Here is a 26611-nt window from a genome sequence, read left to right on the forward strand (position 1 = left end):
CACATTTGAGCCTTAATTACAAAACACCTAACTTTGTACACAACAAAAAAACCAGTGAAGTTAACTTCACTGGTCCTATCTAATTTTTATTTATAAACTGTCAACCTATTTTAGGACGACTCATAATTTTTAACGTCCAATGCATCACGTAATGTATTACCAATTAGCATAAATGCCATGACCAAACTCATAATACACAATCCTGGAATTAATGCTAAATAGGGTTTTCCGAGAATAATATAGTTGTAATGATCTTTTATCATAGCGCCCCAACTCGCCATAGGTGGTTGTGCACCTATACCTAAAAAACTTAAACCACTTTCAATTAAAATGGCCGCTGCAAAATTAGCTGCTGATATTACTATAACTGGTGCCATGATATTAGGTAGTATGTGCTTGGTAATAATCCTAAAATCATTATACCCTAAAGCTCGTGCAGCCGTAACATATTGCATTTCTTTAACGCCAATTATTTGTCCTCTCACTACTCTAGCCACTTCAACCCACATGGTTAAACCTACTGCTATAAAGACTTGCCAAAACCCTTTACCAAGTACTAATGTAATAGCTATCACCAAAAGTAATGTTGGGATAGACCACGTAACGTTAATGAGCCACATGATGATAGCGTCTGTTTTCCCCCCAAAATAGCCTGCAAGACTTCCTAATAAAATTCCAATAACCAAAGATATAAACACTGCTACAAAACCTATAAAGAAAGAAATTCTCGCACCAACAAGAATGCGACTAAAATAATCACGACCGTATTTATCGGTTCCAAACAAAAACGTTTTTTCTTTAATATAATTTTGAACTTCTTGGTTTGGAAATGTTGTTAAAGGAAGGGTTTTTAATTGCCCAACCAACCCATCAGAGGCATACTCTGTATAGCTTAAAACTTCATTTTCTATTTTATAATCTGAAATTGGAAGTTCTTCGGTTTGATTTATTTTACCAAAAAACAGTTTGTCAAAAAAAGATTGCGCTGTTTCATTCTTAGAAGGCAAAGACAGCATTACAACCTTAAATCCTGGTTTTTTTGAATGAATTGACAAATGCATTTGATTTGCATTTTGTGAATTGTCTGGTGTAATAACATAAGCAAATACGGATACAAACCCTACTATTACAATAAACCAAAAACTTAAAACGCCCCAAAAGTTCTTTTTAAACTTTTGGAGCGCTAAACTAGTTAATGAGTTATTTGTGTTACTCATTAATTTAATTTTTTATTGTCGTTGCTAATTTTGTTTTCACCTCTAAGGTCATTTTTAAATCATTAAGCACATTAAGGGCTTCTTCCATATATACATCTCTACTTAAACTTTCATGCCAACGATCTCGTTTTATTTTAAGCGTTGAGTCTTGAGCCATTAAAGCTAATTCATATGGTAACGATTTAAACGTTAAGTTGGTTTTATAATCGGCTAATTTTTCAAAACGCTTTGCCTCTTCTTCATTCTTTTCTAACTGAGCTCTATAATCTTCATAGCTTAATGGAAACTGGTCGTTGTCTCTTATTTTCTTAATCCATCTAGCGTTTTCATCAATAAGCTTTAACTGCTCACTCTGTTGCATACGCTCGTTACTTTTTTTAATGGTGTCATCATAATCAAAATAGCTTCCCCAAACTTCGTAGGGTGCTGCTTCAATTTTATCCCAAGGAAGTGGGTTGTCTTGATCTTTTTCTCCTATATCTATATAACTATAACGATCTGGCACTACCACATCGCTATTTACACCTTTTAACTGTACCGAACCTCCATTAATTCTATAATACTTTTGTATGGTAAGTTTAAGTGCTCCTAAATCGCCATTGGTGTTGTTTCTAATCATTCTGTTTAAATCCATGATACGTTGTACACTTCCTTTACCAAAGGTGTGCTTACTACCAATAATTATAGCGCGCTTATAATCTTGCAGTGCAGCTGCCATAATCTCTGAGGCTGAAGCTGATAATTCGTTTACTAAAACCACTAAAGGACCATCCCAAATAATAGAAGGATCTGGATCATTTAAAACCTCAGCTGGTTCGCCTGTTGTTCTTACTTGCACGATAGGCCCTTCTTTAATAAACAATCCTGCCATTTCTTGAACTGCTCTAAGTGAACCTCCTCCATTGTCTCGCAAATCTAATACCAATCCTTCCATGCCTTCAGCTTTAAGACGTTCAATTTCTCTTTTTACATCATCAGCTGAATTCTTTTTACTATAATCTTCAAAATCGGCATAGAAACTTCTTAAATCAATAACCCCAAAAATTTTATTGTCTTTCTTAACCGTTGACGATTTAGCAAAGGTTTCTTCTAATACAATAACGTCACGTGGTATTGATAAATCTTCAATAGTACCATCTACCTTTTTTAAGGTTAAAATAACATTAGTGCCTTTTGGCCCTTTTATATATTTTACAGCATCTTCAGTTCGCATCCCAACAACATTAATACCTTCTTTTTCACCTTCTTGCCTTACTTTTAAAATGGCATCGCCTACCTCGAGTTTATTTTGTCTCCAAGCCGATCCTCCAGAAATCACTTCACTAATAGTGATGTAATCGTTTTTACGCAGTAATCTTGCGCCAATACCTTCGTATTTTCCAGACATTCTAACATCGAATGCTTCTTTTTCTTCTGGTGCGAAATAGTATGTATGTGGATCAAACTCAGTTGCTATGGCGTTTATATAAACCGAAAACCAATCTTTACGCTGTCTTTCATCAATAAATTCGTATAGCTCGTTTAACGAACGTAATGTCATATCTCGTGCTTCTTGTTCTAATTCAGTTTCGGTTTTAACTACAAATGCATTTTCATCGGCTTCATTAAAAAACTTTTCCTTTTCTAAATCAGTTAAAGTCTTAACTTCTTCAGGAGTCATCACACTAATTTCCTGCTTTCTTTTCTTCCCATTTTCTTGCTCTAATACAAGATCATGATAATTTGCTATTGCCGAAAATTTTAACTGCTGTCTCCAACGCTCTTCCATGTCCTTTTTCGATTTAGCAAATGGTAAACTTTCATAATCGGTTTTATAGATTTCTTCTTTATTAAAGTCAAAAGGTTGTTGCAAGACCTCTTTGTATAAGGCTTTAGATTCTTCCATGCGTTCTAACAAACGTTGGTTTGTTAAATCAAAGAATGACACATCGTAAGCCATAATTTGATCATCAAGTTCAGTTTTATACTTTTCAAACTCTTTGATATCTGATTCATAAAAATAACGCTTATAAGGATCTATTTGATCTATATAAACATTATAAACATTTTCAGAAAAATCATCATTAATATCCTTAGGCTCAAAATGTCCTTGCTCTAGCATATAGGTAATTAGCTGTACAAGTAATTTATCTTTATCATTATCCTCTAGGGTTTTTGTTGTAAAACTACATGAGGCAAAAGCCAGTAGTAACGTAAGCAGTAAAATATTATAATTCCTTTTCATTTCTTCTTTCTAAATTGGGTGAAATTTTTTTCTAAATTACAGAAAAAATTATGCCAACATTATGTTATGGTACTAATTTTTTGTTAAACAGTGTAAAATATGAAAAATCGAGCGAATTTATTTACTTTTGCATTTCATATTTTTCTAATTACAACATGAAAAAAAAACCACTGATACTGGTTACTAATGACGATGGTATTACTGCTCCAGGAATCCGCACTTTAATCAAGGTTATGAATACCATAGGTGAAGTGGTTGTCGTGGCTCCAGACAGTCCACAAAGTGGCATGGGTCATGCTATTACCGTTGACGCTACTTTACATTGCAGAAAAGAACATATTGATAATGGCCCCCAAATTGAATACAGTACCTCAGGAACACCAGCTGATTGTATTAAACTAGCAAGACATGAAATTTTAGACAGGGTTCCTGATTTATGCGTTTCAGGGATTAATCATGGATCTAACTCATCAATAAATGTTATTTACTCAGGCACTATGAGTGCCGCGATAGAAGCTGGAATAGAAGGGATTCCTGCTATTGGGTTTTCATTATTAGACTATAATTACGATGCCAATTTTTCACCTAGCGAGCCCTTTATAAAAACAATTACCCTAAATGTGTTAAACAATGGTTTGCCTAAAGGTGTTGTTTTAAATGTAAATATTCCTAATTTACCAAAAAAAGCTATAAAAGGCATAAAGGTTTGCAGACAAGCTAAAGCCAATTGGGTAGAGAAGTTTGACAAGCGTCAAAATCCTCAAGGAAAAGATTATTACTGGTTAACAGGAAAGTTTGTAAATTTAGATAAAGGTGAAGACACAGATGAGTGGGCTTTAAAACAAGGATATATTTCGGTGGTCCCAGTGCAGTTTGACATGACAGCTCATCATTTTATACAACAACTAAATTCATGGTCTTTAAATGAAGAATAAAGATATTATAATAGGCATACTAGTGGGACTAGTTGCTAATGCTATTGGCTTATATTTTGCCGCAATGTTTCTGGGCAAAGGAGATGATCCTTTTACAGTTATAAAAGCAGCTAATGCTGAAGGATTTTTAGGCAAATTAGTTAGCCTTGGTGCTATTTTAAATTTAGGCGCTTTTTTTGTATTTATAAAAAAGAAGCAAGATCGACGCGCTAAAGGGGTACTTGTTGCTACGGTTTTAATTGCTGTTTTTACGTTTATTATTAAGCTATAGTCCATATTAACCAAAATAATCAACAGTATTTGCTGTAAATTTTAAATATATGAAGTACTACATTATTTCAGGAGAAGCTTCGGGTGACCTTCATGGATCCAATCTCATGAAAGCACTCCAACTTCAAGATGTAAACGCTGAGTTTAGATTTTGGGGAGGTGACCTTATGCAGCAAGTTGGTGGTACTCTTATAAAACACTACAAAGATTTAGCATTTATGGGTTTTATTGAGGTTGTTATGAACCTAAGAACCATTACTAAAAACCTGAAATTTTGTAAGCAAGATATTGAAGCTTACAATCCTGATGTGATTGTATTTATTGATTATCCAGGATTTAATTTACGTATTGCCAAATGGGCAAAAACTAAAGGATATAAAACTCATTATTATATTTCTCCTCAAATTTGGGCCTGGAAAGAAAACCGTATTACTTCAATAAAACGAGATATTGATGAAATGTATGTCATTTTACCATTTGAAAAGTCGTTTTACGAAGATAAACACAACTATCCTGTTGCATTTGTTGGCCATCCATTAATTGACGCTATTTCAAATAGGGTTCAAGTTGACGAGTATGATTTTAGAGCCAAACACGGATTAAACAATAAGCCAATTATTGCTTTATTACCTGGAAGTAGAAAACAAGAGATAAAAAAAATGCTCTCAATAATGCTAAGTGTTGTTAATAATTACACAGATTATCAATTTGTAATTGCTGGTGCACCTAGTCAAGATTACGATTTCTATAAGCAATTTATTGATGATGCTAATATTAATTTTGTAAGCAACAAAACGTATGATTTGCTAAGTTTATCAACTGCAGCTTTAGTTACCTCTGGGACTGCCACCTTAGAAACAGCCTTATTTAAAGTACCACAAGTAGTATGTTATAAAGGATCTTGGCTTTCGTATCAAATTGGGAAACGCTTAGTAAAACATATTAAATACATTTCGTTAGTGAACTTAATTATGGATAAAGAAGTAGTAACCGAACTTATTCAAGATGACTGTAATACCAAACGATTAAACTTAGAATTAAATAAAATTCTTGAAGACAATGAACGTACTAAGTTTTTTATGAGTTATTACGAACTTGAAAAAAAGCTTGGTGGTAAAGGCGCCAGTGATAAAGTTGCGCAATTAATTTTTAATTCTTTAAATTAGCATCGATTACATATAGTATTTATGCGATTTTTGCCCTTAATTTTAATACTCCTAATAAGTTTTACGTCTTGTAAATCTTCCAAGCTTTCTAAAAAAGATGAAAGTGAATCTGTTGCAAAAACACCTACAATTACAAAAGGCACAAATACAATAAGCCCTAAAGCTCTTAAAATATATAATATTGTTAAGCATGCCAACTCTTTTAGTGGTACCAAATATAAATTTGGAGGTACAACAAAAAAGGGAATGGATTGTTCTGGGCTAATATATATTGCTTTTAAAAATGAGCAAATATTGCTGCCCAGAGTATCAAAAGATATGGCAACAAGAGGGTTTCCTATTTCTGTAAAAGAAATTAAAAAAGGCGACCTATTGTTTTTTCAAACCAGTAAAAAAAGACGTGGTATTAATCATGTTGGTTTGGTAACAAATATTAGCAACAATACTATAGAATTTATACACTCCACAACAAGTAAAGGCGTTATAACCTCTTCTTTATCTGAACGTTATTGGCAAACAACTTTTAAAGAAGCTAGACGGTTATTGTAAGATTTTTATTATCTTACATGTATGCAACTGCTTAATTTTACGATAATTAAACTTACCATTTGTTTAATAATTGGTATTCTTTTAGGTTACTTTTTCGATATTAACCTGCTTTTAATCATTGGCTTTTACGCCTTTTTCTTACTGCTTTTAACTTTAGAATTATTTTTGTTTAAAACATCTATTAAAAAACAAACTTGGGGCACATTACTTATTTATTTAACATGTCTTTGTTGTGGTAGTCTAACTATAACTTCCCATAATGAATTTAATTTTAAAAATCACTATGTCAAAAACCAACTTGTTAAAAAAGACACTGTTCTCTCTATAACATTTAGGGTTAGAGAAGTACTAAAACCTGGTAATTTTTACAACAAATATGTTATCGATGTGTTGAACCTTAACAGCCAAAATGTAATAGGAAAATCCTTGCTTAATGTTGCTAAAGATTCAACTCAAAAACTTTTAAAAGTAGATGATATGGTATTTGCTCAAACTCAGTTTAAAGAATTAATACCACCATTAAATCCACATCAATTTGATTATAAGGCTTATTTAAAGAAACAGCATATCTATCATCAGCTTTTTGCTACAAATAAAGAGCTTTTACGTTTAAGTAATAATAAACATACATTGTTTGGCTATGCAAGTTTATTAAGAGAAACTATTAATACTAAACTTGAAAAGCATCATTTTAAAAACGACGAATTAGCAATTATTAATGCTTTATTATTAGGACAAAGACAAGACATTTCTAAAGACATTTACAATAGCTATACCCAAGCTGGTGCTATACACATACTTGCTGTTTCAGGTTTGCATGTTGGAATTATTCTTATGTTGCTAAACTTTCTATTTAAACCTATTGAATATGTAAAGCATGGTTTGTTTCTTAAAACCCTTTTACTCATTATTGTTTTATGGAGTTTTGCTATTATAGCTGGTTTATCGGCTTCGGTTGTTAGAGCTGTTAGTATGTTTACTGTGGTGGCCATTGCATTAAATTTAAAACGTCCTACTAATGTATATAACACACTAACCATATCAATGTTTGTCTTGTTGCTTTGGAAGCCTACCTTTTTATTTGATGTAGGTTTTCAGTTAAGTTATTTGGCTGTGTTTGCAATTGTTACCGTACAACCTATGTTAGATAAGCTATGGAGTCCGAAACCAAAGGTGTTTAAATTTTTCTGGAATATTTTTACGGTGACGCTTGCAGCACAATTTGGTATTGTTCCTTTAAGCTTGTATTATTTTCATCAGTTTCCTGGATTATTTTTCATTTCAAATTTAGCTATTATCCCTTTTTTAGGAGTAATATTAGGTTTTGGCATTGTAGTTATTGGACTATCAATAACAAATATGCTTCCTGGGTTTGTTGCTAAAAGCTTTGGAGTAATCATTTCAACCATGAATAATTTTGTTGGTTGGGTCGCTAACCAAGAAGCTTTTTTATTTAGAAATATTTCTTTTGATTTAATTCATGTTTTTATCAGTTATGTTTTAATTGCATTAGTTATCATAGTTATAAAAACCAAAACTTATAAAAGTATTGTATCATTACTTTTAATTATTATCATAAGTCAGTGTGCTTTATTACAAGACAATAATAAGACAGTAGAAAACTCATTTATTGTATTTCATAAATCAAGGCATAGCATTATTGGTCAAAAAGCAAATAAACAGCTACAACTTTATACAAATACCAATGATAGCATTATAAGACAGGACAAAATGATTACAAATTATACCATTGGCTCACATATAAATACTGTAACAATTAATTCTTCTAAGAGCATTTATACTTTTAACAATAAAAAGTTATTGGTTATAGACAGTTTAGGGGTTTACAAAACAAGATCTTTTAAGCCTGACATCGTCCTACTGCAACATTCAACAAAAATTAATTTAGAACGTTTAATTAAGTATCTAAAGCCTGAGCTTATTATTAGCGATGGTAGCAATTATAAAAGCTACCAAGAGCGATGGCAAGCTACTTGTAATAAGTATAACATTCCGTTCCACCAAACTAGCAAAAGAGGAGCTTTTATAGCTACTTACTAATATTATTTTTGAATAAACTCTGGCTTAAATGCTTTATAATAAGCAGTAAAAGCATCTTGAGATTTAATACTTTTATGATCGTTCTCTTTAAACATTTTTAAGTATAACTCAATCTCTTGAGGTCTTTTAACGCCTCTCAAAGGCACTAACATTTTTAAATCTTCATCTAAAAATACTACTGTTGGATACGCTTGCACTTGAAAATACTGTGTTAATTGATGCGGATAATTTCTAGATTTTGCTCTAGCTGGATCGTAATTAGGATTGGAAAATTCTCTTCCATTAAATACAACCTCATTATTTCCTTCCGCATTAAATTTCACAGCATAGTAGTGCTTATTTACATAATCTACTACATCTTTATTTTGAAATGTGATTCTATCCATCATTTTACATGGACCACACCAAACGGTGTACATATCTATAATGATTTTTTTTGGTGTTTTCTTTTGGAGTTCTTGAGCTTCCTCAAGCGACACCCAATTTATGTCTTGCGCTGATATTAGGTTTACAGCAAAGACTAGTACGAAGGTTATGACTATCTTTTTCATAATTTGATTTGTTGCAAAATATGTGCCTAACTTACAAAAAATGCTCCTAAAAGGGAGCATTTTACGTTTATTTTAACGGTTTATTCGATTAATGAACGTTACCCATAAGCTTTTTCATTAATGGTCCAAACACTAGTACAACGAGACCTGCACCAATAGAATACTGAGCAATTAAGCTAAACCCATCAGTATATACACTCAAGGTATCAAAACCTCCAATATTAGCATCGGTACTTTCAATAGCTAATTTTTTCCCGATAAATCCAACTATTTGAAATGCAAAAGCTGAAGACAAGAACCAAATTCCCATCATAAAAGCTACAATGCGTTTTGGGGATAAATCGGTTATCTTAGACAAACCAACTGGCGACATAAATAATTCACCAACAGATATAATAAAATACATAGCTAACAAATAAATCATCGGCACCATACCATTTTCATTTGCACTACCACCACTTAATGCCAACACATAAAAACTGACACCAGCTAACACTAATCCCAAACCAAACTTATACGGTGTTCTTGGGTTCAAGCCTCTTTTAGACAAGTAACCCCAAAGTAGTGAAATTGGAATAGCTAATATAATAATGAACATCGAGTTTAGTGCATTTGTTTGGCCAGCATTTATTAATGACAAATCAACATTTCTAGAAGCAAATAATGTAATTACACTTCCTGACAATTCATGAAATCCCCAAAAAAGTGTCATGAAGAATGTAATTAAAACTGCCATAAATAGTTTTTTTCGTTCATCTAAAGTCGCTTTAAACATGATATACGCCATGTAGGCAACAACAGCAACCAAAATTATTTTGAATAATAATCCAACAACAGTTTCATCTCCTAAAAAAGACTCTCCATTTGCTATGGATTTATATGAAGATAGCATATATGCAATTAAAGGCGCAGATAAAAAGGCGATAATAGGCACAAAGGTTTTTTGTGGAATCCCCAATATTTTCTTTTCATACACTTCAGGGTTTGGAGGCATTCCTTTATCTCCAAAAACATTCTTTTTAATCCCACTCCAAAAGAAAATAAGCCCTGTTAACATTCCAATGCCTGCCAATCCAAAACCATAATGATATCCATAAGCTGTTGCTAACCAAGCACATAATAAAGGTGCCACAAAGCCACCAATATTAATTCCCATATAAAAAATGGTAAATCCTGAATCCTTTCTAGTATCACCATCTGGATATAAGGAGCCTACAAAAGTGGAAATATTTGGCTTAAAAAAACCATTCCCTACAATAATAAAAGATAAGGCTAAAAAGAAAGCGACATTATTTTCTATAGCGAGCACAAAATGCCCTAGAGCCATTAAAATACCTCCTAAAAATATAGAACTTCGCATTCCTAATATTTTATCAGAAATTCTTCCTCCTATAACAGTAGAAGCATATACTAACGATCCATATGATGAATATACTACTGCTGTTGCAAAATCTCGCTCCACTAAAGCTTCAAATATCACTTCAACCATGTAAAGCGTTAGTAACGCTCTCATTCCATAGAAACTAAAACGTTCCCATAACTCTGCAAAGAATAAATAAAATAACCCTCTTGGGTGTCCAAATAAATCTTTAGGATTATTGGTTTCTACTGTATCTGCCATAATTAGATAATTAGATTAGTTAGTTTATAATGTCAAGTTTACTAAAAATTCAGCAAAAAACAGGCACTATTAACAGTTAAATAGATGAATGCATTGATACAAGAGATATTTTACGGTGAAGAATAGTATCTTTGCTGCAATAAATTGAATGGCATGAGTAAGTCTATTTCTGGGTTTTCTAAATTATCAAAATCTAAAAAAATTGATTGGATTGTTAACACCTATTTTTCTAATAAAGAAGAAGCCAAAACAATATTAAAACAATATTGGAACAGCAACGAAAAACTACAACAGCTGCACGATGAATTTATTGAAAACACGATTACAAATTACTACTTACCTTTTGGAGTCGCTCCTAATTTTCTAATAAATGATGATTTGTATTCCATTCCAATGGCTATTGAAGAAAGTTCGGTCGTAGCTGCCGCAAGTAAAGCTGCAAAGTTTTGGTTAGATAGAGGTGGTTTTAAGGCCGAAGTGATTTCAACTAAAAAAATTGGACAAGTTCACTTTATGTATAATGGTAATTATGATACTTTAAAAGCCTATTTTAAACATATAAAACCTCAAATAATTGCAAAAGCTAAGCCTATTACTAAAAATATGGAAAAACGAGGTGGTGGGATTTTAAACATAGAATTAGTAAACAAAACACAAAGTATTGATAATTATTATCAATTGCATGCTACTTTTGAAACCTTGGATGCTATGGGCGCCAATTTTATTAATTCTTGTCTTGAAAGTTTTGCAGACACTTTTAAAACCGGAGTAGATAACTATGTTGGCATGGAAAATACAACCATCCATATAGTAATGAGCATTCTTTCTAATTATGTTCCTGAATGCTTGGTAAGAGCAGAAGTAAGCTGTAAAGTTGAAGAGTTAAATGAAGATGACACTATTTCTCCGCAAGATTTTGCTAATAAATTTATGCAGGCAGTACGAATAGCTGAAGTAGAACCATACAGAGCAGTCACGCACAATAAAGGTATTATGAATGGCATTGATGCTGTAGTATTAGCTACTGGAAATGATTTTAGGGCTGTTGAAGCTGGTGTGCATGCATACGCTTCTAGAAATGGCTCTTACAGCAGTTTAACACATGCTAGTGTTGAAAATGATATATTTAAATTTTGGATTGAGATTCCATTAGCATTAGGTACGGTTGGTGGTTTAACAGGTTTGCATCCTTTGGTGAAATTATCGTTAGAAATGCTTAATAAACCATCAGCTAGAGAACTTATGATGATTGCAGCAGTTGCAGGTTTAGCCCAAAACTTTGCTGCATTAAGATCATTAACAACAACAGGAATTCAACAAGGTCATATGAAAATGCATTTAATGAATATATTAAATCAATTTAATGCAAACGACATAGAGAAAATGGCCATTATTGAACACTTTAAAACCAATATGGTAACCCATAGTGCTGTTGTAGAAATTATTGAAAACCTAAGAAGTTCTTAAAATAAAACCATACATGAGCTTTAAAAAGCTTCAGTCATCGAACCAAACATCAAGTAGGTGTCTGAGGCACTCGAAGACACCAAACAAGTTAGATAAATGCCTAAAGGATTTGTATATATACTAGAATGTAGTGATGGTTCTTACTACACAGGAAGCACTATTGATATTGAAAAACGTTTAATGGAGCACAAAAACGGAAAAGGAGCTAATCACACCAAAAAGCGCCTTCCTGTGCAACTTGTCTATCTAGAAGAATTTCAAAGAATTGACGATGCCTTTTATAGGGAAAAGCAAATTCAAGGTTGGAACAGGCAAAAAAAAGATGCCCTAATAAAAAACAAGCAACATTTACTTCCAGAAATAGCTATGGCGTATAGAGACAAGGAGGCTTCGAGAACCTCAGCCTCCAAAACTAAAAATAAAATGGTACCTAAAAAACATGAAAACACAAACAAAATGTACTCTTTTTACAGTAATGGCAAATTATTAATCACAGGTGAATACACCGTTTTAGATGGTGCTTTAGCTTTAGCAATTCCGACTAAGTATGGTCAATCTTTAACAGTTGAAAATATTAATGAAAATAAGATTGTCTGGACAAGCTTAGATTATGAAGGTAATAAATGGTTTGAAGTTTCCTTTAAATTTGAACAAGTTGTCTTTCCCTTTTTATTTGAATACTCGCAAGAAACCTTACTTGATAATGATATTTCTAAAACAGTACTTAATATTTTAAATACCATTCATAAAGAAAACAAAACAATATTCTCAAACTTTATTGAATCTGGTAAAGGACTTAAATTTATTACAAAATTAGATTTTCCTAGAAATTGGGGACTTGGCAGCTCATCAACTCTTATTAATAATATTGCTAATTGGGCTAAAGTAGATGCTTTTAAACTTTTAGAATTAACCTTTGGAGGTAGTGGTTACGATATTGCATGTGCTGAACATAATTTCCCAATTACTTATCAGTTAGAAAACTCTTATCCTAATGTCAAGGAAGTTCATTTTAATCCGAGTTTTAAAAACCTTTTATACTTTGTTCATTTAAATAAAAAGAAGAATAGTCGTGAAGGGATTATGGAGTATAATAAGAATAAAAAGGCTATTTCTGATAAGATTAAGGAGATTAATTCAATTACCAAAAATATTATTTCATGTACAGCTATAGAGGAATTTAACTTACTAATAGAAGCTCATGAAACCATTATAAGTTCTATTATTAAACAACCTACAATTAAAGATTTGCTTTTTAAAGATTTTAATGGTTTTATTAAAAGCCTTGGAGCTTGGGGAGGTGATTTTATTTTAGTGAGCTCAACCAACAATCCTTCCAATTATTTTAAAGATAAAGGATATAATACCGTTATACCATATAGTAAAATGGTGTTAAACTAAAAAGAGCCTCACAACGTGAAGCTCTTTTAATATTTATTAAAGCAAATTTCCTATTAATAAAACGTTGCTCTGTTATCTTCAATTTCTGCGGCTTCTTTTAGAGCATTCAATAATACTGTATTTACAGTTGCCGATTTAGCATTACCTATTCTATTGGCTGCTGCTTGATAGTTTGGTAATGGTTCAGCTGGTGTAAATTTAGTTACTTGAACTACAAATACACCTGAATTCCCTGTAATTGGTTTTGAAGTCGCTCCTTCAGTTAATCCAAATACAGTTCCAACTACTTTTGACTCATTTCCTGAACCTGAAATTGTTGGTGTTTTCATATTTACAGCTAAGGCTGTTTGTACTGTTTGGCTTTCACTTGAAGCGATATCTTCAAGAGTTGCTCCAGAAATACGCGCTTTAATAAGTTCTGCCTTCTTTTCTTTTCTAATAGCTGGTAATGCAGTAACCGATGCTTTATCTGTACTCATTAACCCTTCTGCATTAATCGCTGTAAGCTGTACAACAGCGTAACCTCCAGGAACATTAAATCTTTTAATATCTCCAACTTTAACACCATCTTCGTAAGCCCATCTTACAATAGCTCTTTGGCTTCCTAAACCAGGAATTGCTTCGTCTAATGCTTTAACAGCACTTACAGGTTTTACTGTATAATCACTTTCGTTAGCAACTTCATTAAAGTCTCTTGTTGCAACTGCAATCTCAAATTTAGAAGTTTCATTAAAAACTCTATCTACAGTATCGTCAGATGGTTCAATTTCTCTAGCCAAATTACCTATTTTAATTGCTCTTTGCTTATCACCTTGACTTAAAATTTCAACTACATGATATCCAAAATCTGTTTTTACTACATCTAAAGCTCCTACACTATTATCGAATGAAAATGCCTTAAACTCAGGAGCCATTCCTGCAGTATATGCAAACTCTATTTCTCCATTATTTTGGTTACTAACAACATCAGATGATAATTCTAATAAGTCTTGAAATTTAGAACGATTAGATTTAACAACGTTTAAAATACTATCGGCAGTTGCTTTTGCTTGCTCATCGGTTTTTACAACATCTGGAGCGGCTTGCATTGCTCCTGCAAACGGAATTAAAATATGTCTAACTTTTACAGAATCGGCTATTTGTTTAGTGTCGATAATCTTAGTAATCATAAACATGTTACCATTTTTATATGGACCATAAAGCTCTCCTTTATTTAAATTCCAAATACTATCGGCATGCTCTACAGGTAGGTTAGCTTTAAACATATAATCATCAAACAACTTTAACGCTGAGTTTTGTGATAGAAAAGCTTCATCGTCGGTAGTGTTTTTAAATCCAATTACTGTTTCTGTATTTTGTGAAGCTTCAACATATTCCTCTCTATCTTCTAGCAACTTAATTAATTCATCTTTAATTGCTGTTTCATCTTCTAAAGATGCTTCTTCTTTAAACTCTACAAAACGAATGTCTCTGGATTCATCTACTTGGTATTGCGCTTTATGCTCTTTTACATATTTAGAAATATCTGATTGTGTAACAGTAATGGTACTATCTGGAATTGATGAGAAAGGAATTTTAACATACTTAAAATCTACTTTGTCATTCTCCAATTTATAATCTATTTCACCTTCAGCTAAAGTTCCAAAAAGACCTGCTTTAACCATGTTGAAGTAGGTTTGTTGTTTACCTGTAGCTGCCATATCATTTTCATAATTGGTCCATGCTTCGTAGTTTATAGGTGAGCCACCTAATAATGCTGTTTCAGGAGAAATGGCTTTTAAATTGGCAATAAATTCGTTTAATTTATTTTCGTCGTACAGACCATCTTCGTTTTTAAATTCCTCAAAATTAGAAAGACCTAATTGTAACAAATCTCTCATTTGGTCACGCTCAACAGAAATTCCTAAAGCATTATATTGTGCCTCTAGTAATGTACTGTTTACTTCTTGATCCCAAACTCTATTCATGGCTTGAGTGCTAGTTAGTGAACCTGCAAACTGCTGTTGTGCAGCCTCTACTTTAGCCATAAAATCATCACGTTTAATATCTTCGCCGTTAATTGTTGCGATTACGGTTTGTGATTTACTTGAAAAGTTATCTGTGTTTTTAAATAAATCGGCTAAGACAAAAGAGAATAATGCCATAGCGATTACTAAGATTAAGAATAACGATCGTTGTCTAATTTTATTTAAAATTGCCATTGTAATTTAAATTTTTAAGTAACCTTTTTTGGGGTTTATATTTAGATCAAAACATCTATAATTGTTAGTTGGTGTTGATCTTTATTTAATTATCATAAAATATCGTGCGCGAAAATACCATTTTCTACTTAATAATAAAAGCAGAACAACGGATTAATTGTACTGTTGTAGGATTTTTAATCGTCTTGTAATATACGTAATAAAACAATGTCTATTTTAGTATTAGAGACTTCTAAAATTTCGAATAAATAGTTGTTTATAGTTACTTTATCGTTTTGTTGCGGAATTTCTTGGGTGCTATTAACTATTAAGCCTCCTAGAGTTTCGTAATTTTCGTTTTCAGGTAAATTTAATTTGTAGGTTTCGTTTATATAGTCCACTTCTAGTCGTGCTGAAAAATGAAATTCGGTATCACTAACTTTTTCTTCTAATAGCTCTATAGTATCGTGTTCATCTTCAATTTCGCCAAACAATTCTTCTACAATATCTTCAACAGTCATAATTCCTGAAGTACCTCCATATTCATCTAATACTACCGAAATACTTTTACGCTTTTTAGTAAGGACATTTAACACATCTTTTATGAGCATTGTTTCTGGAACAAACTCAACAGGCATAATAATAGACTTAATGGTTTTAGGTTTTTTAAACAAATCAAAGGAATGTACATAGCCTAAAATATCGTCCATCGTATCTTTATATACTAAAATTTTTGAATACCCTGTAGCTGTAAAAAGCTCGTTAAGCGATTTAATACTATCATGAATCTCGACACCTACAAGCTCTGTACGAGGAATCATAACTTCTCTTGACTTGACTTCGGAAAATTCTAACGCGTTTTGAAAAATTTGAATTTCGCTATCTACATCATCCTCATCTTCTACAGATTCCATTTGCTCGCTTATATAATTTCCTAATTCAACTTTTGTAAATGCCAATTGTACTTGGTCACCTTCGGTTTTAAAAAAGGTTTTTAGTACCACATCTGAGATCCAAATAACAAAGGTCGATATAAACGAAAACAACATGTAAAACACATACGCTGGGACTGAAAACAACTTTAGTAATAAATTGGAATAAATTTGAAAAAATACCTTAGGCAAAAACTCAGCAGTTATTAGTATAATAATGGTACTTATAAATGTTTGTGTTAATAGATTTAAATCGGTAATAAGATAATTAACAAAAGTACTTTGAGAGTTTATTCCAGCAAACCACTCCATTAGCACATCTCCCATATAAAACCCATAAATAACAAGTGCTATATTATTTCCAATAAGCATTGTTGCAATAAACTTTGAGGGTTTAGCTGTTATTTTGGTAAGTATTTTTGCTAGAATTCCGCTTTGTTTTTTCTCAATTTCTATGTGTATTTTGTTTGAAGACACATAGGCAATTTCCATTCCTGAAAAAAATGCCGAAAACAACAACGAAATAACAATAATTATGGACTCTGAACTCATCCTTAAAGCTTGCCTCTATCTTCGAAACGCTTTCTAAACTTCTTTCTAAAAAAGAACATAAATATTGCTAAAGCCGCAAGTGCCAATGACAAATATGGGCTTTTGTCTTCAACATTCCAATTGCTTATGGCATCGTATAAAAATAATACTGCGAAAATTAAATACGCATATTGAAAAAGCTGTAATACCTTCATTACTAAAAATGATTTAGTGATTATTGTTAATTATAACTGCACAAAGATAGCAATTATTCATCTACATAAAACACTCCACTCATCTCTAAAACTCTAGCATTTGTAAAGTTTTTATTTGAATCGAAACCTGTACCATTCATTATTTGGTCTTTTTGTCGAAACTTTACTGGTTTATTAGTAAACATCCATTCTTGTTTTTGATCGTAAAATAGTTGCTCGGTAAATAAAGTGTCGTTTGTATGTGTAGTTAATATAACGTTTCCTTGAAGGTCTATTAAATCGGTATCGTTATAAATCATTGCAAAATTGGCTACTACATTGCTTTTGTTTCCTTTGTCATCATAGATTGTAAAATCGATACCTTGCGGAAACTCAACAAACGAAAATTCTCGATTAGAAAAATCTAACATTTTTGGACTAACCAAATGAGATTTAAGCTTTCCTGAATCGGTATATTTTGTATTAATATTATCGGCTTCGGTAATAGGTTTATTACTTAGAAGACCAATATTTTGGACATCTTTAAAGTTGTCTCTACATGAAAAAAACATGGTCACAGTTAAAGCTGTGACCATGGTACTAATTATATGTTTTACTAATGAATTCATTCATTAAAGATTTGGTACTTTTACGCTTCTACCAATCCAGCATCCAATCTTTATAGTTGTTCCAGCATTACCCTTTTCGAATATTTCACTTTTTGTAGGTGCCTTAGCTGTGTAATTTGCTGCATAATCTCTAGATGCATTAGCTAAATTAGGATCTACTCTACCTGCTTTTCTAGCTTCTTGAGCAGCCAACCAAAATACAGCTCTTTGACTAAAATTATCATTACCACAATTTTTAGCACTTGAAGCATACATTTGTGCAATTGCTATATGAGCTTTACCCATTGAAGGGTTAGCAGCAAGTGCCTTTTGGTAATAATTTCTTGCTTGACCATAGCTGCCTTTTTTCTTGAATCCAGTAGCTATTCTATAAAGAATTTTACCTTTTTCATAATTATCAGTCTCTAAATCAACTGCTTGATTATAATATTTTAGAGCTTCAGTATCTTCGCCACTCTTTTCTTTTAATAACCCTATATAATAAGCTGTATCAGCACTTGGATCTAAGCTATTTTTTTGCTCTACAATTTTAACAAATAATGGGTCGTCTGTACACTCTTTAGTAAACAATCTGTTCATTGCTCTTTGCAACCATAAACCATCATTTTTATTTGCTTCATAGTTTCTAGTATAAAGTGGTATTAGGTTCTCGCAGTTTGCGCGGTCTCCTAAATCTCTATCCATACCTGACGAAATTTGATCATAAGCTTTTAAGTAACTTGTGTAAGACTTTACTCTTTTTGCATCCTTTGGACTTAATTTTGGCTCATCCTCAGTATCGTCGGCTGGTACATATTTATTTAGCAAATTGGTGTAATGCTTTATTTCGTCTTCTATCTTTTCAGATATTTCATCGTATTTTGTAAACAATTCTTCAGCAGGCTTTTTACCAGCATCATATAAATTTACCATTAACTTAAAATACGTATATAAAGATTGTGGGTTTTTAAATGTTTTGGCATCTGTTTTAAATGCGTTGTCAAAACACTCGTATAACTGGTTATCTGTCATTTGCAACTCGTCTTTAAATTCGTATTGCAACTGACATGATTTTGCCATATATTGACCTTTAAGTGTTTTACTAGCAAAATGTGTCCCTCTTTCATCGTAAAGCTTAACTAAATCGTTAATAAATGCTACCTTTTCGCTGCCTGAAGAATTTTCGATTTTATGATCTAAAATTCTTTCTCCATAATGATAAATTGCTAAGTTAAACTTAGGGTTTCTGTTTCTCAACTCCATAAATGGCTTGTAAGCAGCATCATAATTTTTAGCTTTAGCATATTCACTAAAAATTGACAATGTATTCAAGTCTAGTTCTTGATCACTTTGTGCAAATGATACATTAAAGCCTAAAAACAGCATCGCTATTAACAGTGTAATTTTCGTCTTCATAATTCTATTAGTTATTAATTAGTCAAATTTTCTTTTTTGGAACCATCTATCATTAAATGATAGACTTATTTGGAAGTTTACAAAATTTTCTTTTACTAAATTTTGTTTTATAGTTCCTCGTTGTCCTACTTCTAATCCAATATTTACATTATTGAACATTCTTCCAACTGGCAAACCTACTCCAAAAGACATGCCAAACTCGTTTATTGATTCGTTTTGTATGTTTAACCCTGTATTTTCAAACCTCATTCCTGCTCTATACACTACTCTTTTCCAATAACTAAAGGAATTATACTGTGGTATAAAAAATCCTCCAACTGAAATTGTTGAAGCATTTTCGTAAGTTGTATTATCGAAACTAAAAATTTCGTTAGAAAACTCACTAGTCTTTAAAAATGTGTATTCGGCTCCTAAAAACCATTTTCTTTTTTCTCCTAAACCTAATCCAAATGCTGTTTTGGTTGGCAAGGTTAATACTGTTTTATCTAGGTTAAGAGCTTCTAAGTCGGCCTCTATTTCATTAACTGTTATATCTTGTCCGGTGTTACCTATTACTACTGTGGCGAAATTTCTTTGATTTGTAGATGTTAAATCTGCTTTTGGAGAAAAACTTAAAGATGATGTTAGTTGTAGCTTTTCGCTAATCATAGGTGTATATGACAGCCCTAAATTAAAATTTATACCACTTAATTCTGATCGGTTAACTTCTTTACTATGATATAACAAAGGGTCGCCTTCATCGTCATATCTAAAATTAACTACACTATTTTCAATATTACCAAAATTATAGCTAGCATCAATACCTATTTTTAAATTTTCGGAAATTAAATATCCAATACCTAAAAAGGCTTTATTTAAACCACCTTCTCCATTATATCTGTAGTCTAATATATTTTCTTCTTTAACTGAAATTAACTTATATCCAACTGATGTATAAGGCATCAATCCAAAAGACATACCTAATCGTCCCATAGGAAGTGATAATGCTAAATAGTCAAAAGTAGTGGCATTGGTTTTATCTGAAGCTGAGTTAGTTTTTAAGGTTGTATTAGAGCTACTACCACCTACAGCAAACTTAATAATTTGCCCTTCACCATCACTATTTTGAAAACTTCCTGCGTAAGAGGCTGGGTTGCGCAAATTAACATGAATACTATCAGTATAGATGCTTAATCCTCCCATACTCACATTTTCTACAGTTCCTTTAAATTTTAAGCTTCCTATTCCATAAAAAGAGTAAGGAGATGTGGTGCCTTCTTGGGCATGTATGTTTAATGCAAAAAATGCTAAAATTATTAAACAAAGTAGTTTTCTCATTCGTTTGAGTTAAATTCCAATATAAAATTCAAACCTTCTAAAAGAAAATTTGAGTTCGCAAATATGCTACTTTTTAATCGCTTTGACAAGAAATCTGAGTCTCCTCCTGTTAAAATAACTGTTAAATCTTTGTATTTCTTCTGGTATTTATTAATTATCCCATCTATTTCCATTAAAATTCCGTTAATAATGCCTGAATGAATAGATTCTATTGAAGAATTCCCAATTAATTTTTTAGGTGCTTTTCTTTTCAATAACGGTAAGTTGGCGGTTAAATTATTTAATGATTTGTAACGTATTGATATTCCAGGTGAAATAGCACCTCCTAAATATTCGTTTTTTGAATTAATAAAATCGTAGGTTACACAAGTGCCTGCATCAATAATTAATACATTTTTTTTTGGATGTTTTAAAACAGCTGCACTTACTAAGGCAATTCTATCTACACCTAAAGTACCTGGTGTTTTATACTTATTTTTAAAAGGCACTTTAACATTATGGTTTAAAACAATGGTTTTAATATGCTTTGTAATATTTACAAGTTGAGATTGACTTAAATTACCAACCGAAGATATGATTGCTTTGCTTAAAAGTGGGTGTTTGTTTTTAAGTTCTTGAATTTTTACTTCAATTTTATCTATATCGACAACCTCTTTACAGATTATTGTACCCTTTTGAAAAACAGCTAGTTTTACACTAGTATTACCCACATCAATAATTAAATTCATAAGCAAAATAAAAGATGTAAATTTACAAAACCATTTTTTATCTTTTTATTTTGCGGAATAATAAAATAGAATATATATTTGCATCCGCTTTGGCGAGGTACCTTAGCTCAGTTGGTAGAGCAACGGACTGAAAATCCGTGTGTCCCTGGTTCGATTCCTGGAGGTACCACAATTAAACCCTGAAACATTACTGTTTTCAGGGTTTTTTATTTTTTAGGGTGCCGATTGGGGTGCTATTAAAATAGTTGGCCTGTCCCTTCATTTATATTTTCAATCATTGAGTTATCTACCCTAGACGACTTTTTAAATAAGGATTCTGAAAGTATTGCGAGTTTTTAGAAGTAGACGAGTATTAGCAATAAATCATATACATTCTTAACTATTGGCTTTTTTTCGTTGGCTTTACCAAAATCAAATAAAAGTCAGTCAAATTCCGCATTGTTAAAAGCATTATATGTAAAATTAAAAAGACCAAAATCGAAAATCCAACATATTTTAAGTTTTCATTAAACTCAATATTTTCAATTAGTAATGGATAAATTAGACAGCCTATTATAAGCCCAACTTCTATTATTACTGAATACGTGAAATTTATTAGTAAAAGTCTAAATAAAGTTATTTTTTCTTTATTGATTTTAATTTTCGTTTTCTTGTTTTTAATTTCATCTAAATTCTGACCTTGGCCTGTTGTTAGAATTGTTATAATTGTTATTGAAAACCCAACTAAAATTCCTAAAAGATTTATAGCGTTATCTTTAAATACTATCGTAGCAGAAGTTGATGAACCAAAAAATAAAAGCAGAAAAACTCCAACTCCAATTAGAAAAGGGAACAACCATTCAAAAAAGAAAATCCTTTTTGATACTGTTCGAAAATAATCGGTAATTAGTAAAAGAAATTCTAAATACATAGATTAGTTAAAGTTTTGTAAAGCACTCTCCATTTCATTGAATAAGTCACTTGACCTTATTTCTCCAGTAACTTGATTAACTATAGGTCTAACATACTCTTGACGTTCTATAAAGTCTGTATTAATTTTCACAACATTATTTTCATTATTACGACCAACCACCCTTAATCTTTGAATTGAGTTTTGACCACTATTTAATTTAGCATAAACATCACGAGCAAAGTCACTTATTGTATTTCTATTCTTTGCTTTTACCGAAACTACAACCTCATGTTTTACTGTACTTGTTCTTTCTGAATAATCAAGAACTTCGCTACCTAAAAGCTGTTTGTCTACATAAACGTCCGCACTAACAACTCTGGATAAATTTTCAACTTCTTCTAAAAAGTTGTCTTTCGCAATTGTCTCAAAATCAAATCTTATTTGAGTTTCAACATCTAATGTCATTGCAAAATAATTAAGATAGTTCTTAATTTGATTCATATTTAATCCAGCTTGATGCTTTTCTAAAAGTACAATTACATCTCCATTTATTGCTTTAGTTACTAAATGAGTTTTTTGAGTTTCTCCTTCCTCCATACTTTTTGGACTTTCACGTTCTGCAATTGTATCACGATGCACTAAAGGTGGTCTAAAACTATGAGAAGCACTTTTAAAAACTATTTTATGTTTTGTTCTTTGAGAATTTGAATTTATGTTATCTAAAAACCCGAATTTAGGGCTTTTGATAGTCCTATTTCTATCAACTTTAGAAAGGTTGTCAATATAGTTTAAAGTTTCGTTTAAAGCGTTGTCGATTGTTGTATTTCCAGAAATCAATGTCAGATAATAAAACCCTATTTTTCTTGATTTTGTAGTCATTCTTTATTTTTTATATTATGTCGTTTGTGGGGTTGTCGAGCTTGAGAGCAACTTGACTAAATGAATAAATCAACAACCCATAACATTCTGCTATAGTTACAAAGCTGTAATTTTTATCATTTATTCCTGAATGAAATATATTTCAATCCCTTCATTTTCGATTAATGGTTTTCCTTAATAATATTAAGCACTTTCATTAACCTAAAGTTTAAGGTGTTTTATAAGTTCACATTTCAGACTATGACGCTTTTATGTGCACGTACTTTATCATAGAACCCAATAAAAAAATTGCATCGGATATTAAAAGGGTGTTTGATGAGTTTCCTGATTTCAAGTATTTAGGAACCTCAGCCACAATTGAGGCATCACAAGAGATTATCTATACGGAGTACCCTAAACTATTATTGGTTGATTTCGACCAATCAAACAACCTCTTTAGCCACATAAATGAGATCAAACAATATTTGGATAACCCTCCTAAATTTATAGCTTTATCAACTACCACAGACATGGCTTATATTGCCATTAAGAACAACTTCTTTGATTATTTAATAAAACCGATTAATGAACTTGAACTAAGAAAAGCGGCCCTACGCTTTAAAAAAAAATGTAATTCTAAAAGAGTTAAGAAAAATCTGTGCCTAAAGTCCTATAAAGACTACCACTATATCGATACTGAAGAGATTGTACTTTTAAAAGCAGATAATAACTCTACCGACTTTATTCTAGCCAATGGATCTACCGTGATTGCCTACAAAACCCTAAAAACCTTTGAAACCCTACTCCCAAGTAATTTTGTTAGGATCCATAAAAGTTACATCGTAAATATAGACTATGTAAATCGTGTGAACTATGGCAAAAATATGTGTTCAGTAAGAGATATAGCAGAAAGCATCCCTTTCACTAAGACCTACATGAACAATATTGAAAGATTGACCAGGTCTTTATCTGAATCTTCAGTGCTAAGCCTTAATTAATTCCCTCTCAAATATGACCATTTCACTCATAGAAGTGGTCGTTTCACTAAAGGCTACTCAAAACCTTAGGTCACACAAAAACCATACAATAATTTAGATCTTGAAGCTTCTATTTTAAGAATCATAAAAGTTTGATTTTTAAATTATTAATGCGCGCATTTCGAGCTACAGCTAGCATCTGGCTCACAAAACCATTTGTAAAACTTAAAACGAAATGCCATGCAATTGACACGTAATTTATTTGCCCTAATCTTTTGTTTAACCTTATTTTCTTCATGTACCGTTGATGAAATTGAAGATGACACTCAATTAAATAAGATTGAAGACGTTCAAGCAACGGATGATGATGGAACTCCTCCAGATACAGGAAACGGAGGAAGTTAAGAATATTGACCTATTATTAAAACTACTTTAAATAAACTATGTATATTTAGAGTAGTTTTTTAACTTTTGAAATTGAATAATAACTTGAATTTCACTATAAGAATAATTATTGTATCTCTATCCATTTTTTTTGTGTTCGGATGCAAAAGGAGTATTAAAAACAGTCCCAATCAAATTCAAGTAAAGCTAGATTCAATAAATTCCATACTCAATACTAGAAATTTTCTTAATAAAACCAGCATCCAAGAAGATTACTTAAGAAAAGCATATGAACTGAGTACTTATTTGAATGATTCTACGAGAGTAAAAATCTTATCTCGTATTGCTTTTAAATATTTTGAAGTTAACGACTCACTTAATTTTTTTAAAAGAAATACTCAAAGCATGAAGCTTGCTGAAAAATTGCATGACAGTGCTGGAATAGCACAAGCTCATTGGAATTTTGGTAATTTTTACGATAGGATTGAAGAGTTAGATAAATCATTTTATCATTTTTCGAAAGCGGCAAAAATATATGATGACATTGGAAACGATTTTTATTCTGGTAGATTGCTATACAATATGTCAAGAATTCAGAAAGACAAAAAAGATTATACAGGTGCTGAAATAACTTCATTTCAATCAATCTCTAAATTTGATAAGCAGAAACATCAATACAACCTTTATTTGAGCTATAATAACTTAGGAGTAATTTATTCTTATCTCAAAGAATTTAATAAATCTACAGAATCTCATAATAAAGCTCTAATTTATTTAGAAGATATTAAAGACAAATGGAACTTTAAAGAAATCAGTCTTAATAACATTGGTTTGGCACTTCAGAAAAAAGGTGATAATAAAGAAGCTATCAAGAATTTTGAAAAAGCTTTAAAAAATGACAGTTTAAAAGTTAAAAATAGAGCTCTATACGCTAGACTTTATGATAACCTTACCTATAGCAAGTTTCTTCTTAATAAGAATGCAAATCTTGAGTCAGAATTCCTAAAAGCTCTCAAAATAAGAGATAGCATGAATAATATCTCAGGCATAGCCCTTAGCAAACTCCATCTCTCAGAATATTATGCCTTTAAACAAGACACCACCAAAGCAATTACTTTTGCGCAAGATGCTCACGATTTGGCTCTAAGTGTTAATAATCATAGAGACCAATTAGCTGCTTTAAAATTGCTTTCTAAGTTAGACACACCTAACTCCAGCACATATTTAACAAAGTATGTAACCCTTAATGACAGCTTACAAAGTGAGGAACGAGCCATACGCAACAAGTTTACACGTATTCGTTTTGAAACCGATCAATTTATAGAGCAAACAGAAAAACTCTCACTAGAAAAAAAGCTAATCTCTTTAATAGGATTTGTTTTGATTCTCCTATTAGGAGCGTCTATTTTTATCATTAGACAAAAATTTAAAAACAGAAAGCTATTACTTGAACAAGAACAACAAAAAGACAAAGAGCAAATCTACAACTTGATGCTAGAGCAACAATCTAAGTTAGAAGAAGGGAAGATTCAAGAGCGTACGAGAATATCAGAAGAATTGCATGACCATATTCTGGGTAGCATGTATGGTATCAGAATGAAACTTGGTTTTCTAGATCTTCAAGGGTCCGATGAAACTAAAGATAAGTTCAATGAATATCTTGATGAGTTCATGCAAGCAGAAAAAGAAATAAGGGATATTTCGCATCGACTACAATCCAATACACAGCGATCAGAATCCAATTTTATTGCAACCATCAAAACTTATTTGGATAATATTAATATTGACCAATTAATGAATGTTGAAATTGTCTATGATAAGGGGATTAATTGGAACACTATTGATACAGAGGTGAAAATTGATATTTTTAGAATTATTCAAGAGTCTTATATGAATACGCTGAAACATTCAAAAGCTACTGAATTTAAAGTAATATGTTCTCAAACCGAAGATGTATTGAAAATAGAGATTATTGATAATGGTATAGGATTCAATGTTACAAAATCTAGTAAAGGAATTGGGTTTAAAAACATGAACAAAAGGGTAAACAGATTTGGAGGTAAGTTAATAATCACTTCAGAACCTTCTGTTGGAACCAAAGTTATTATTACTTTAGACAATAATTAACGTGG

Annotated in this window: 23 protein-coding genes and 1 tRNA gene; 11 read left to right on the plus strand and 13 right to left on the minus strand. The window is 31.7% G+C overall.

The annotated features are described in order from the left end of the window. Nucleotides 1-110 precede the first annotated feature (110 nt). Nucleotides 111-1217 (minus strand): ABC transporter permease, encoded by a 1107-nt coding sequence (locus E5167_RS00005; RefSeq protein ID WP_136839744.1) that lies wholly within the window; start codon nt 1215-1217, stop codon nt 111-113. 4 nt (nt 1218-1221) lie between these two features. Next, complete coding sequence (locus E5167_RS00010; protein WP_136839746.1) at nt 1222-3441, minus strand: carboxy terminal-processing peptidase; 2220 nt, start codon at nt 3439-3441, stop codon at nt 1222-1224. A 155-nt stretch (nt 3442-3596) separates the two neighbouring features. Here E5167_RS00010 and surE point away from each other — a divergent pair, with 155 nt between their 5' ends. The 5 genes from surE to E5167_RS00035 are packed head-to-tail and all read left to right on the plus strand — an operon-like array spanning nt 3597 to nt 8422. Beyond that, nucleotides 3597-4376: a 5'/3'-nucleotidase SurE gene (gene surE, locus E5167_RS00015; RefSeq protein WP_136839748.1), complete on the plus strand. Its 780-nt coding sequence runs from the start codon at nt 3597-3599 to the stop codon at nt 4374-4376. Beyond that, nucleotides 4366-4647, plus strand: coding sequence for a hypothetical protein (locus E5167_RS00020; RefSeq protein WP_136839750.1), 282 nt, complete (start codon nt 4366-4368; stop codon nt 4645-4647). Before surE ends, E5167_RS00020 begins: the two co-directional genes overlap by 11 nt. 49 nt (nt 4648-4696) lie before the next feature. Continuing rightward, nucleotides 4697-5812 carry a lipid-A-disaccharide synthase gene (gene lpxB / locus E5167_RS00025; RefSeq protein ID WP_136839753.1) on the plus strand — a complete coding sequence of 372 codons (1116 nt, stop codon included), beginning with the start codon at nt 4697-4699 and terminating at the stop codon, nt 5810-5812. Nucleotides 5813-5833: 21 nt separating this feature from the next. Then, the gene (locus E5167_RS00030; protein WP_136839755.1) at nt 5834-6361 is read left to right on the plus strand and encodes a C40 family peptidase; all 528 of its coding nucleotides are present in this window, start codon (nt 5834-5836) and stop codon (nt 6359-6361) included. 21 nt (nt 6362-6382) lie between these two features. Next, entirely contained in the window at nt 6383-8422 is a 2040-nt protein-coding gene (locus E5167_RS00035; protein ID WP_136839757.1) for a ComEC/Rec2 family competence protein, read from the plus strand. 2 nt (nt 8423-8424) lie between these two features. On the opposite strand, the gene E5167_RS00040 is transcribed toward E5167_RS00035, so the two are convergent. Continuing rightward, nucleotides 8425-8973, minus strand: coding sequence for a thioredoxin family protein (locus E5167_RS00040; RefSeq protein WP_136839759.1), 549 nt, complete (start codon nt 8971-8973; stop codon nt 8425-8427). A gap of 88 nt (nt 8974-9061) precedes the next feature. Continuing rightward, nucleotides 9062-10594 (minus strand): peptide MFS transporter, encoded by a 1533-nt coding sequence (locus tag E5167_RS00045; RefSeq protein WP_136839761.1) that lies wholly within the window; start codon nt 10592-10594, stop codon nt 9062-9064. A gap of 153 nt (nt 10595-10747) precedes the next feature. Between E5167_RS00045 and E5167_RS00050 the strand changes: the two genes are divergently transcribed. Both E5167_RS00050 and E5167_RS00055 read left to right on the plus strand, forming a co-directional pair. Next, nucleotides 10748-12061, plus strand: coding sequence for a hydroxymethylglutaryl-CoA reductase, degradative (locus E5167_RS00050; protein WP_136839763.1), 1314 nt, complete (start codon nt 10748-10750; stop codon nt 12059-12061). A gap of 96 nt (nt 12062-12157) precedes the next feature. Continuing rightward, nucleotides 12158-13462 carry a GYDIA family GHMP kinase gene (locus E5167_RS00055; protein ID WP_136839765.1) on the plus strand — a complete coding sequence of 435 codons (1305 nt, stop codon included), beginning with the start codon at nt 12158-12160 and terminating at the stop codon, nt 13460-13462. 53 nt (nt 13463-13515) lie between these two features. Here E5167_RS00055 and E5167_RS00060 read toward each other — a convergent pair whose 3' ends face one another. The 7 genes from E5167_RS00060 to E5167_RS00090 form a co-directional block, all read right to left on the minus strand. After that, complete coding sequence (locus tag E5167_RS00060) at nt 13516-15663, minus strand: peptidylprolyl isomerase (RefSeq protein WP_136839767.1); 2148 nt, start codon at nt 15661-15663, stop codon at nt 13516-13518. 176 nt (nt 15664-15839) lie between these two features. Continuing rightward, a complete protein-coding gene (locus E5167_RS00065) occupies nt 15840-17126 on the minus strand; it encodes a hemolysin family protein (RefSeq protein ID WP_136839769.1) in 1287 nt (428 codons plus the stop codon). A gap of 2 nt (nt 17127-17128) precedes the next feature. Beyond that, the gene (locus E5167_RS00070) at nt 17129-17320 is read right to left on the minus strand and encodes a hypothetical protein (protein WP_136839771.1); all 192 of its coding nucleotides are present in this window, start codon (nt 17318-17320) and stop codon (nt 17129-17131) included. 53 nt (nt 17321-17373) lie between these two features. Further along, entirely contained in the window at nt 17374-17928 is a 555-nt protein-coding gene (gene lptC, locus E5167_RS00075) for an LPS export ABC transporter periplasmic protein LptC (protein WP_239021908.1), read from the minus strand. 3 nt (nt 17929-17931) lie between these two features. Further along, nucleotides 17932-19323, minus strand: a complete 1392-nt coding sequence (locus E5167_RS00080; RefSeq protein ID WP_136839773.1) for a hypothetical protein — start codon at nt 19321-19323, stop codon at nt 17932-17934. A gap of 18 nt (nt 19324-19341) precedes the next feature. Then, complete coding sequence (locus tag E5167_RS00085; RefSeq protein WP_136839775.1) at nt 19342-20640, minus strand: hypothetical protein; 1299 nt, start codon at nt 20638-20640, stop codon at nt 19342-19344. After that, complete coding sequence (locus tag E5167_RS00090) at nt 20637-21368, minus strand: type III pantothenate kinase (RefSeq protein ID WP_136839777.1); 732 nt, start codon at nt 21366-21368, stop codon at nt 20637-20639. Before E5167_RS00090 ends, E5167_RS00085 begins: the two co-directional genes overlap by 4 nt. 96 nt (nt 21369-21464) lie before the next feature. Between E5167_RS00090 and E5167_RS00095 the strand changes: the two genes are divergently transcribed. After that, nucleotides 21465-21537, plus strand: a tRNA-Phe gene (locus E5167_RS00095). 210 nt (nt 21538-21747) lie between these two features. Here E5167_RS00095 and E5167_RS00100 read toward each other — a convergent pair. Together E5167_RS00100 and E5167_RS00105 are read right to left on the minus strand one after the other, a co-directional pair. After that, a complete protein-coding gene (locus tag E5167_RS00100) occupies nt 21748-22278 on the minus strand; it encodes a hypothetical protein (RefSeq protein ID WP_136839779.1) in 531 nt (176 codons plus the stop codon). A gap of 3 nt (nt 22279-22281) precedes the next feature. Next, nucleotides 22282-23139, minus strand: coding sequence for a hypothetical protein (locus tag E5167_RS00105; RefSeq protein WP_136839780.1), 858 nt, complete (start codon nt 23137-23139; stop codon nt 22282-22284). A gap of 251 nt (nt 23140-23390) precedes the next feature. Here E5167_RS00105 and E5167_RS00110 point away from each other — a divergent pair, with 251 nt between their 5' ends. From E5167_RS00110 to E5167_RS00115, 3 genes are all read left to right on the plus strand, one after another. After that, nucleotides 23391-24116: a LytR/AlgR family response regulator transcription factor gene (locus E5167_RS00110; protein ID WP_136839782.1), complete on the plus strand. Its 726-nt coding sequence runs from the start codon at nt 23391-23393 to the stop codon at nt 24114-24116. 219 nt (nt 24117-24335) lie between these two features. After that, nucleotides 24336-24500: a hypothetical protein gene (locus tag E5167_RS15330; RefSeq protein WP_169301338.1), complete on the plus strand. Its 165-nt coding sequence runs from the start codon at nt 24336-24338 to the stop codon at nt 24498-24500. A 384-nt stretch (nt 24501-24884) separates the two neighbouring features. Further along, entirely contained in the window at nt 24885-26606 is a 1722-nt protein-coding gene (locus E5167_RS00115) for a tetratricopeptide repeat-containing sensor histidine kinase (RefSeq protein ID WP_136839784.1), read from the plus strand. Nucleotides 26607-26611: the final 5 nt, after the last annotated feature.

Source organism: Pontimicrobium aquaticum, from assembly GCF_005047595.1.
GTDB lineage: Bacteria > Bacteroidota > Bacteroidia > Flavobacteriales > Flavobacteriaceae > Pontimicrobium > Pontimicrobium aquaticum.

Bases quoted from the DNA above. Each gene is read 5' to 3' on its own strand.
- E5167_RS00005 (WP_136839744.1), bottom strand. From the start codon at position 1,217: ATGAGTAACACAAATAACTCATTAACTAGTTTAGCGCTCCAAAAGTTT.
- E5167_RS00010 (WP_136839746.1), bottom strand. From the start codon at position 3,441: ATGAAAAGGAATTATAATATTTTACTGCTTACGTTACTACTGGCTTTT.
- surE (WP_136839748.1), top strand. From the start codon at position 3,597: ATGAAAAAAAAACCACTGATACTGGTTACTAATGACGATGGTATTACT.
- E5167_RS00020 (WP_136839750.1), top strand. From the start codon at position 4,366: ATGAAGAATAAAGATATTATAATAGGCATACTAGTGGGACTAGTTGCT.
- lpxB (WP_136839753.1), top strand. From the start codon at position 4,697: ATGAAGTACTACATTATTTCAGGAGAAGCTTCGGGTGACCTTCATGGA.
- E5167_RS00030 (WP_136839755.1), top strand. From the start codon at position 5,834: ATGCGATTTTTGCCCTTAATTTTAATACTCCTAATAAGTTTTACGTCT.
- E5167_RS00035 (WP_136839757.1), top strand. From the start codon at position 6,383: ATGCAACTGCTTAATTTTACGATAATTAAACTTACCATTTGTTTAATA.
- E5167_RS00040 (WP_136839759.1), bottom strand. From the start codon at position 8,973: ATGAAAAAGATAGTCATAACCTTCGTACTAGTCTTTGCTGTAAACCTA.
- E5167_RS00045 (WP_136839761.1), bottom strand. From the start codon at position 10,594: ATGGCAGATACAGTAGAAACCAATAATCCTAAAGATTTATTTGGACAC.
- E5167_RS00050 (WP_136839763.1), top strand. From the start codon at position 10,748: ATGAGTAAGTCTATTTCTGGGTTTTCTAAATTATCAAAATCTAAAAAA.
- E5167_RS00055 (WP_136839765.1), top strand. From the start codon at position 12,158: ATGCCTAAAGGATTTGTATATATACTAGAATGTAGTGATGGTTCTTAC.
- E5167_RS00060 (WP_136839767.1), bottom strand. From the start codon at position 15,663: ATGGCAATTTTAAATAAAATTAGACAACGATCGTTATTCTTAATCTTA.
- E5167_RS00065 (WP_136839769.1), bottom strand. From the start codon at position 17,126: ATGAGTTCAGAGTCCATAATTATTGTTATTTCGTTGTTGTTTTCGGCA.
- E5167_RS00070 (WP_136839771.1), bottom strand. From the start codon at position 17,320: ATGAAGGTATTACAGCTTTTTCAATATGCGTATTTAATTTTCGCAGTA.
- lptC (WP_239021908.1), bottom strand. From the start codon at position 17,928: ATGAATTCATTAGTAAAACATATAATTAGTACCATGGTCACAGCTTTA.
- E5167_RS00080 (WP_136839773.1), bottom strand. From the start codon at position 19,323: ATGAAGACGAAAATTACACTGTTAATAGCGATGCTGTTTTTAGGCTTT.
- E5167_RS00085 (WP_136839775.1), bottom strand. From the start codon at position 20,640: ATGAGAAAACTACTTTGTTTAATAATTTTAGCATTTTTTGCATTAAAC.
- E5167_RS00090 (WP_136839777.1), bottom strand. From the start codon at position 21,368: ATGAATTTAATTATTGATGTGGGTAATACTAGTGTAAAACTAGCTGTT.
- E5167_RS00100 (WP_136839779.1), bottom strand. From the start codon at position 22,278: ATGTATTTAGAATTTCTTTTACTAATTACCGATTATTTTCGAACAGTA.
- E5167_RS00105 (WP_136839780.1), bottom strand. From the start codon at position 23,139: ATGACTACAAAATCAAGAAAAATAGGGTTTTATTATCTGACATTGATT.
- E5167_RS00110 (WP_136839782.1), top strand. From the start codon at position 23,391: ATGTGCACGTACTTTATCATAGAACCCAATAAAAAAATTGCATCGGAT.
- E5167_RS15330 (WP_169301338.1), top strand. From the start codon at position 24,336: ATGCAATTGACACGTAATTTATTTGCCCTAATCTTTTGTTTAACCTTA.
- E5167_RS00115 (WP_136839784.1), top strand. From the start codon at position 24,885: ATGAAGCTTGCTGAAAAATTGCATGACAGTGCTGGAATAGCACAAGCT.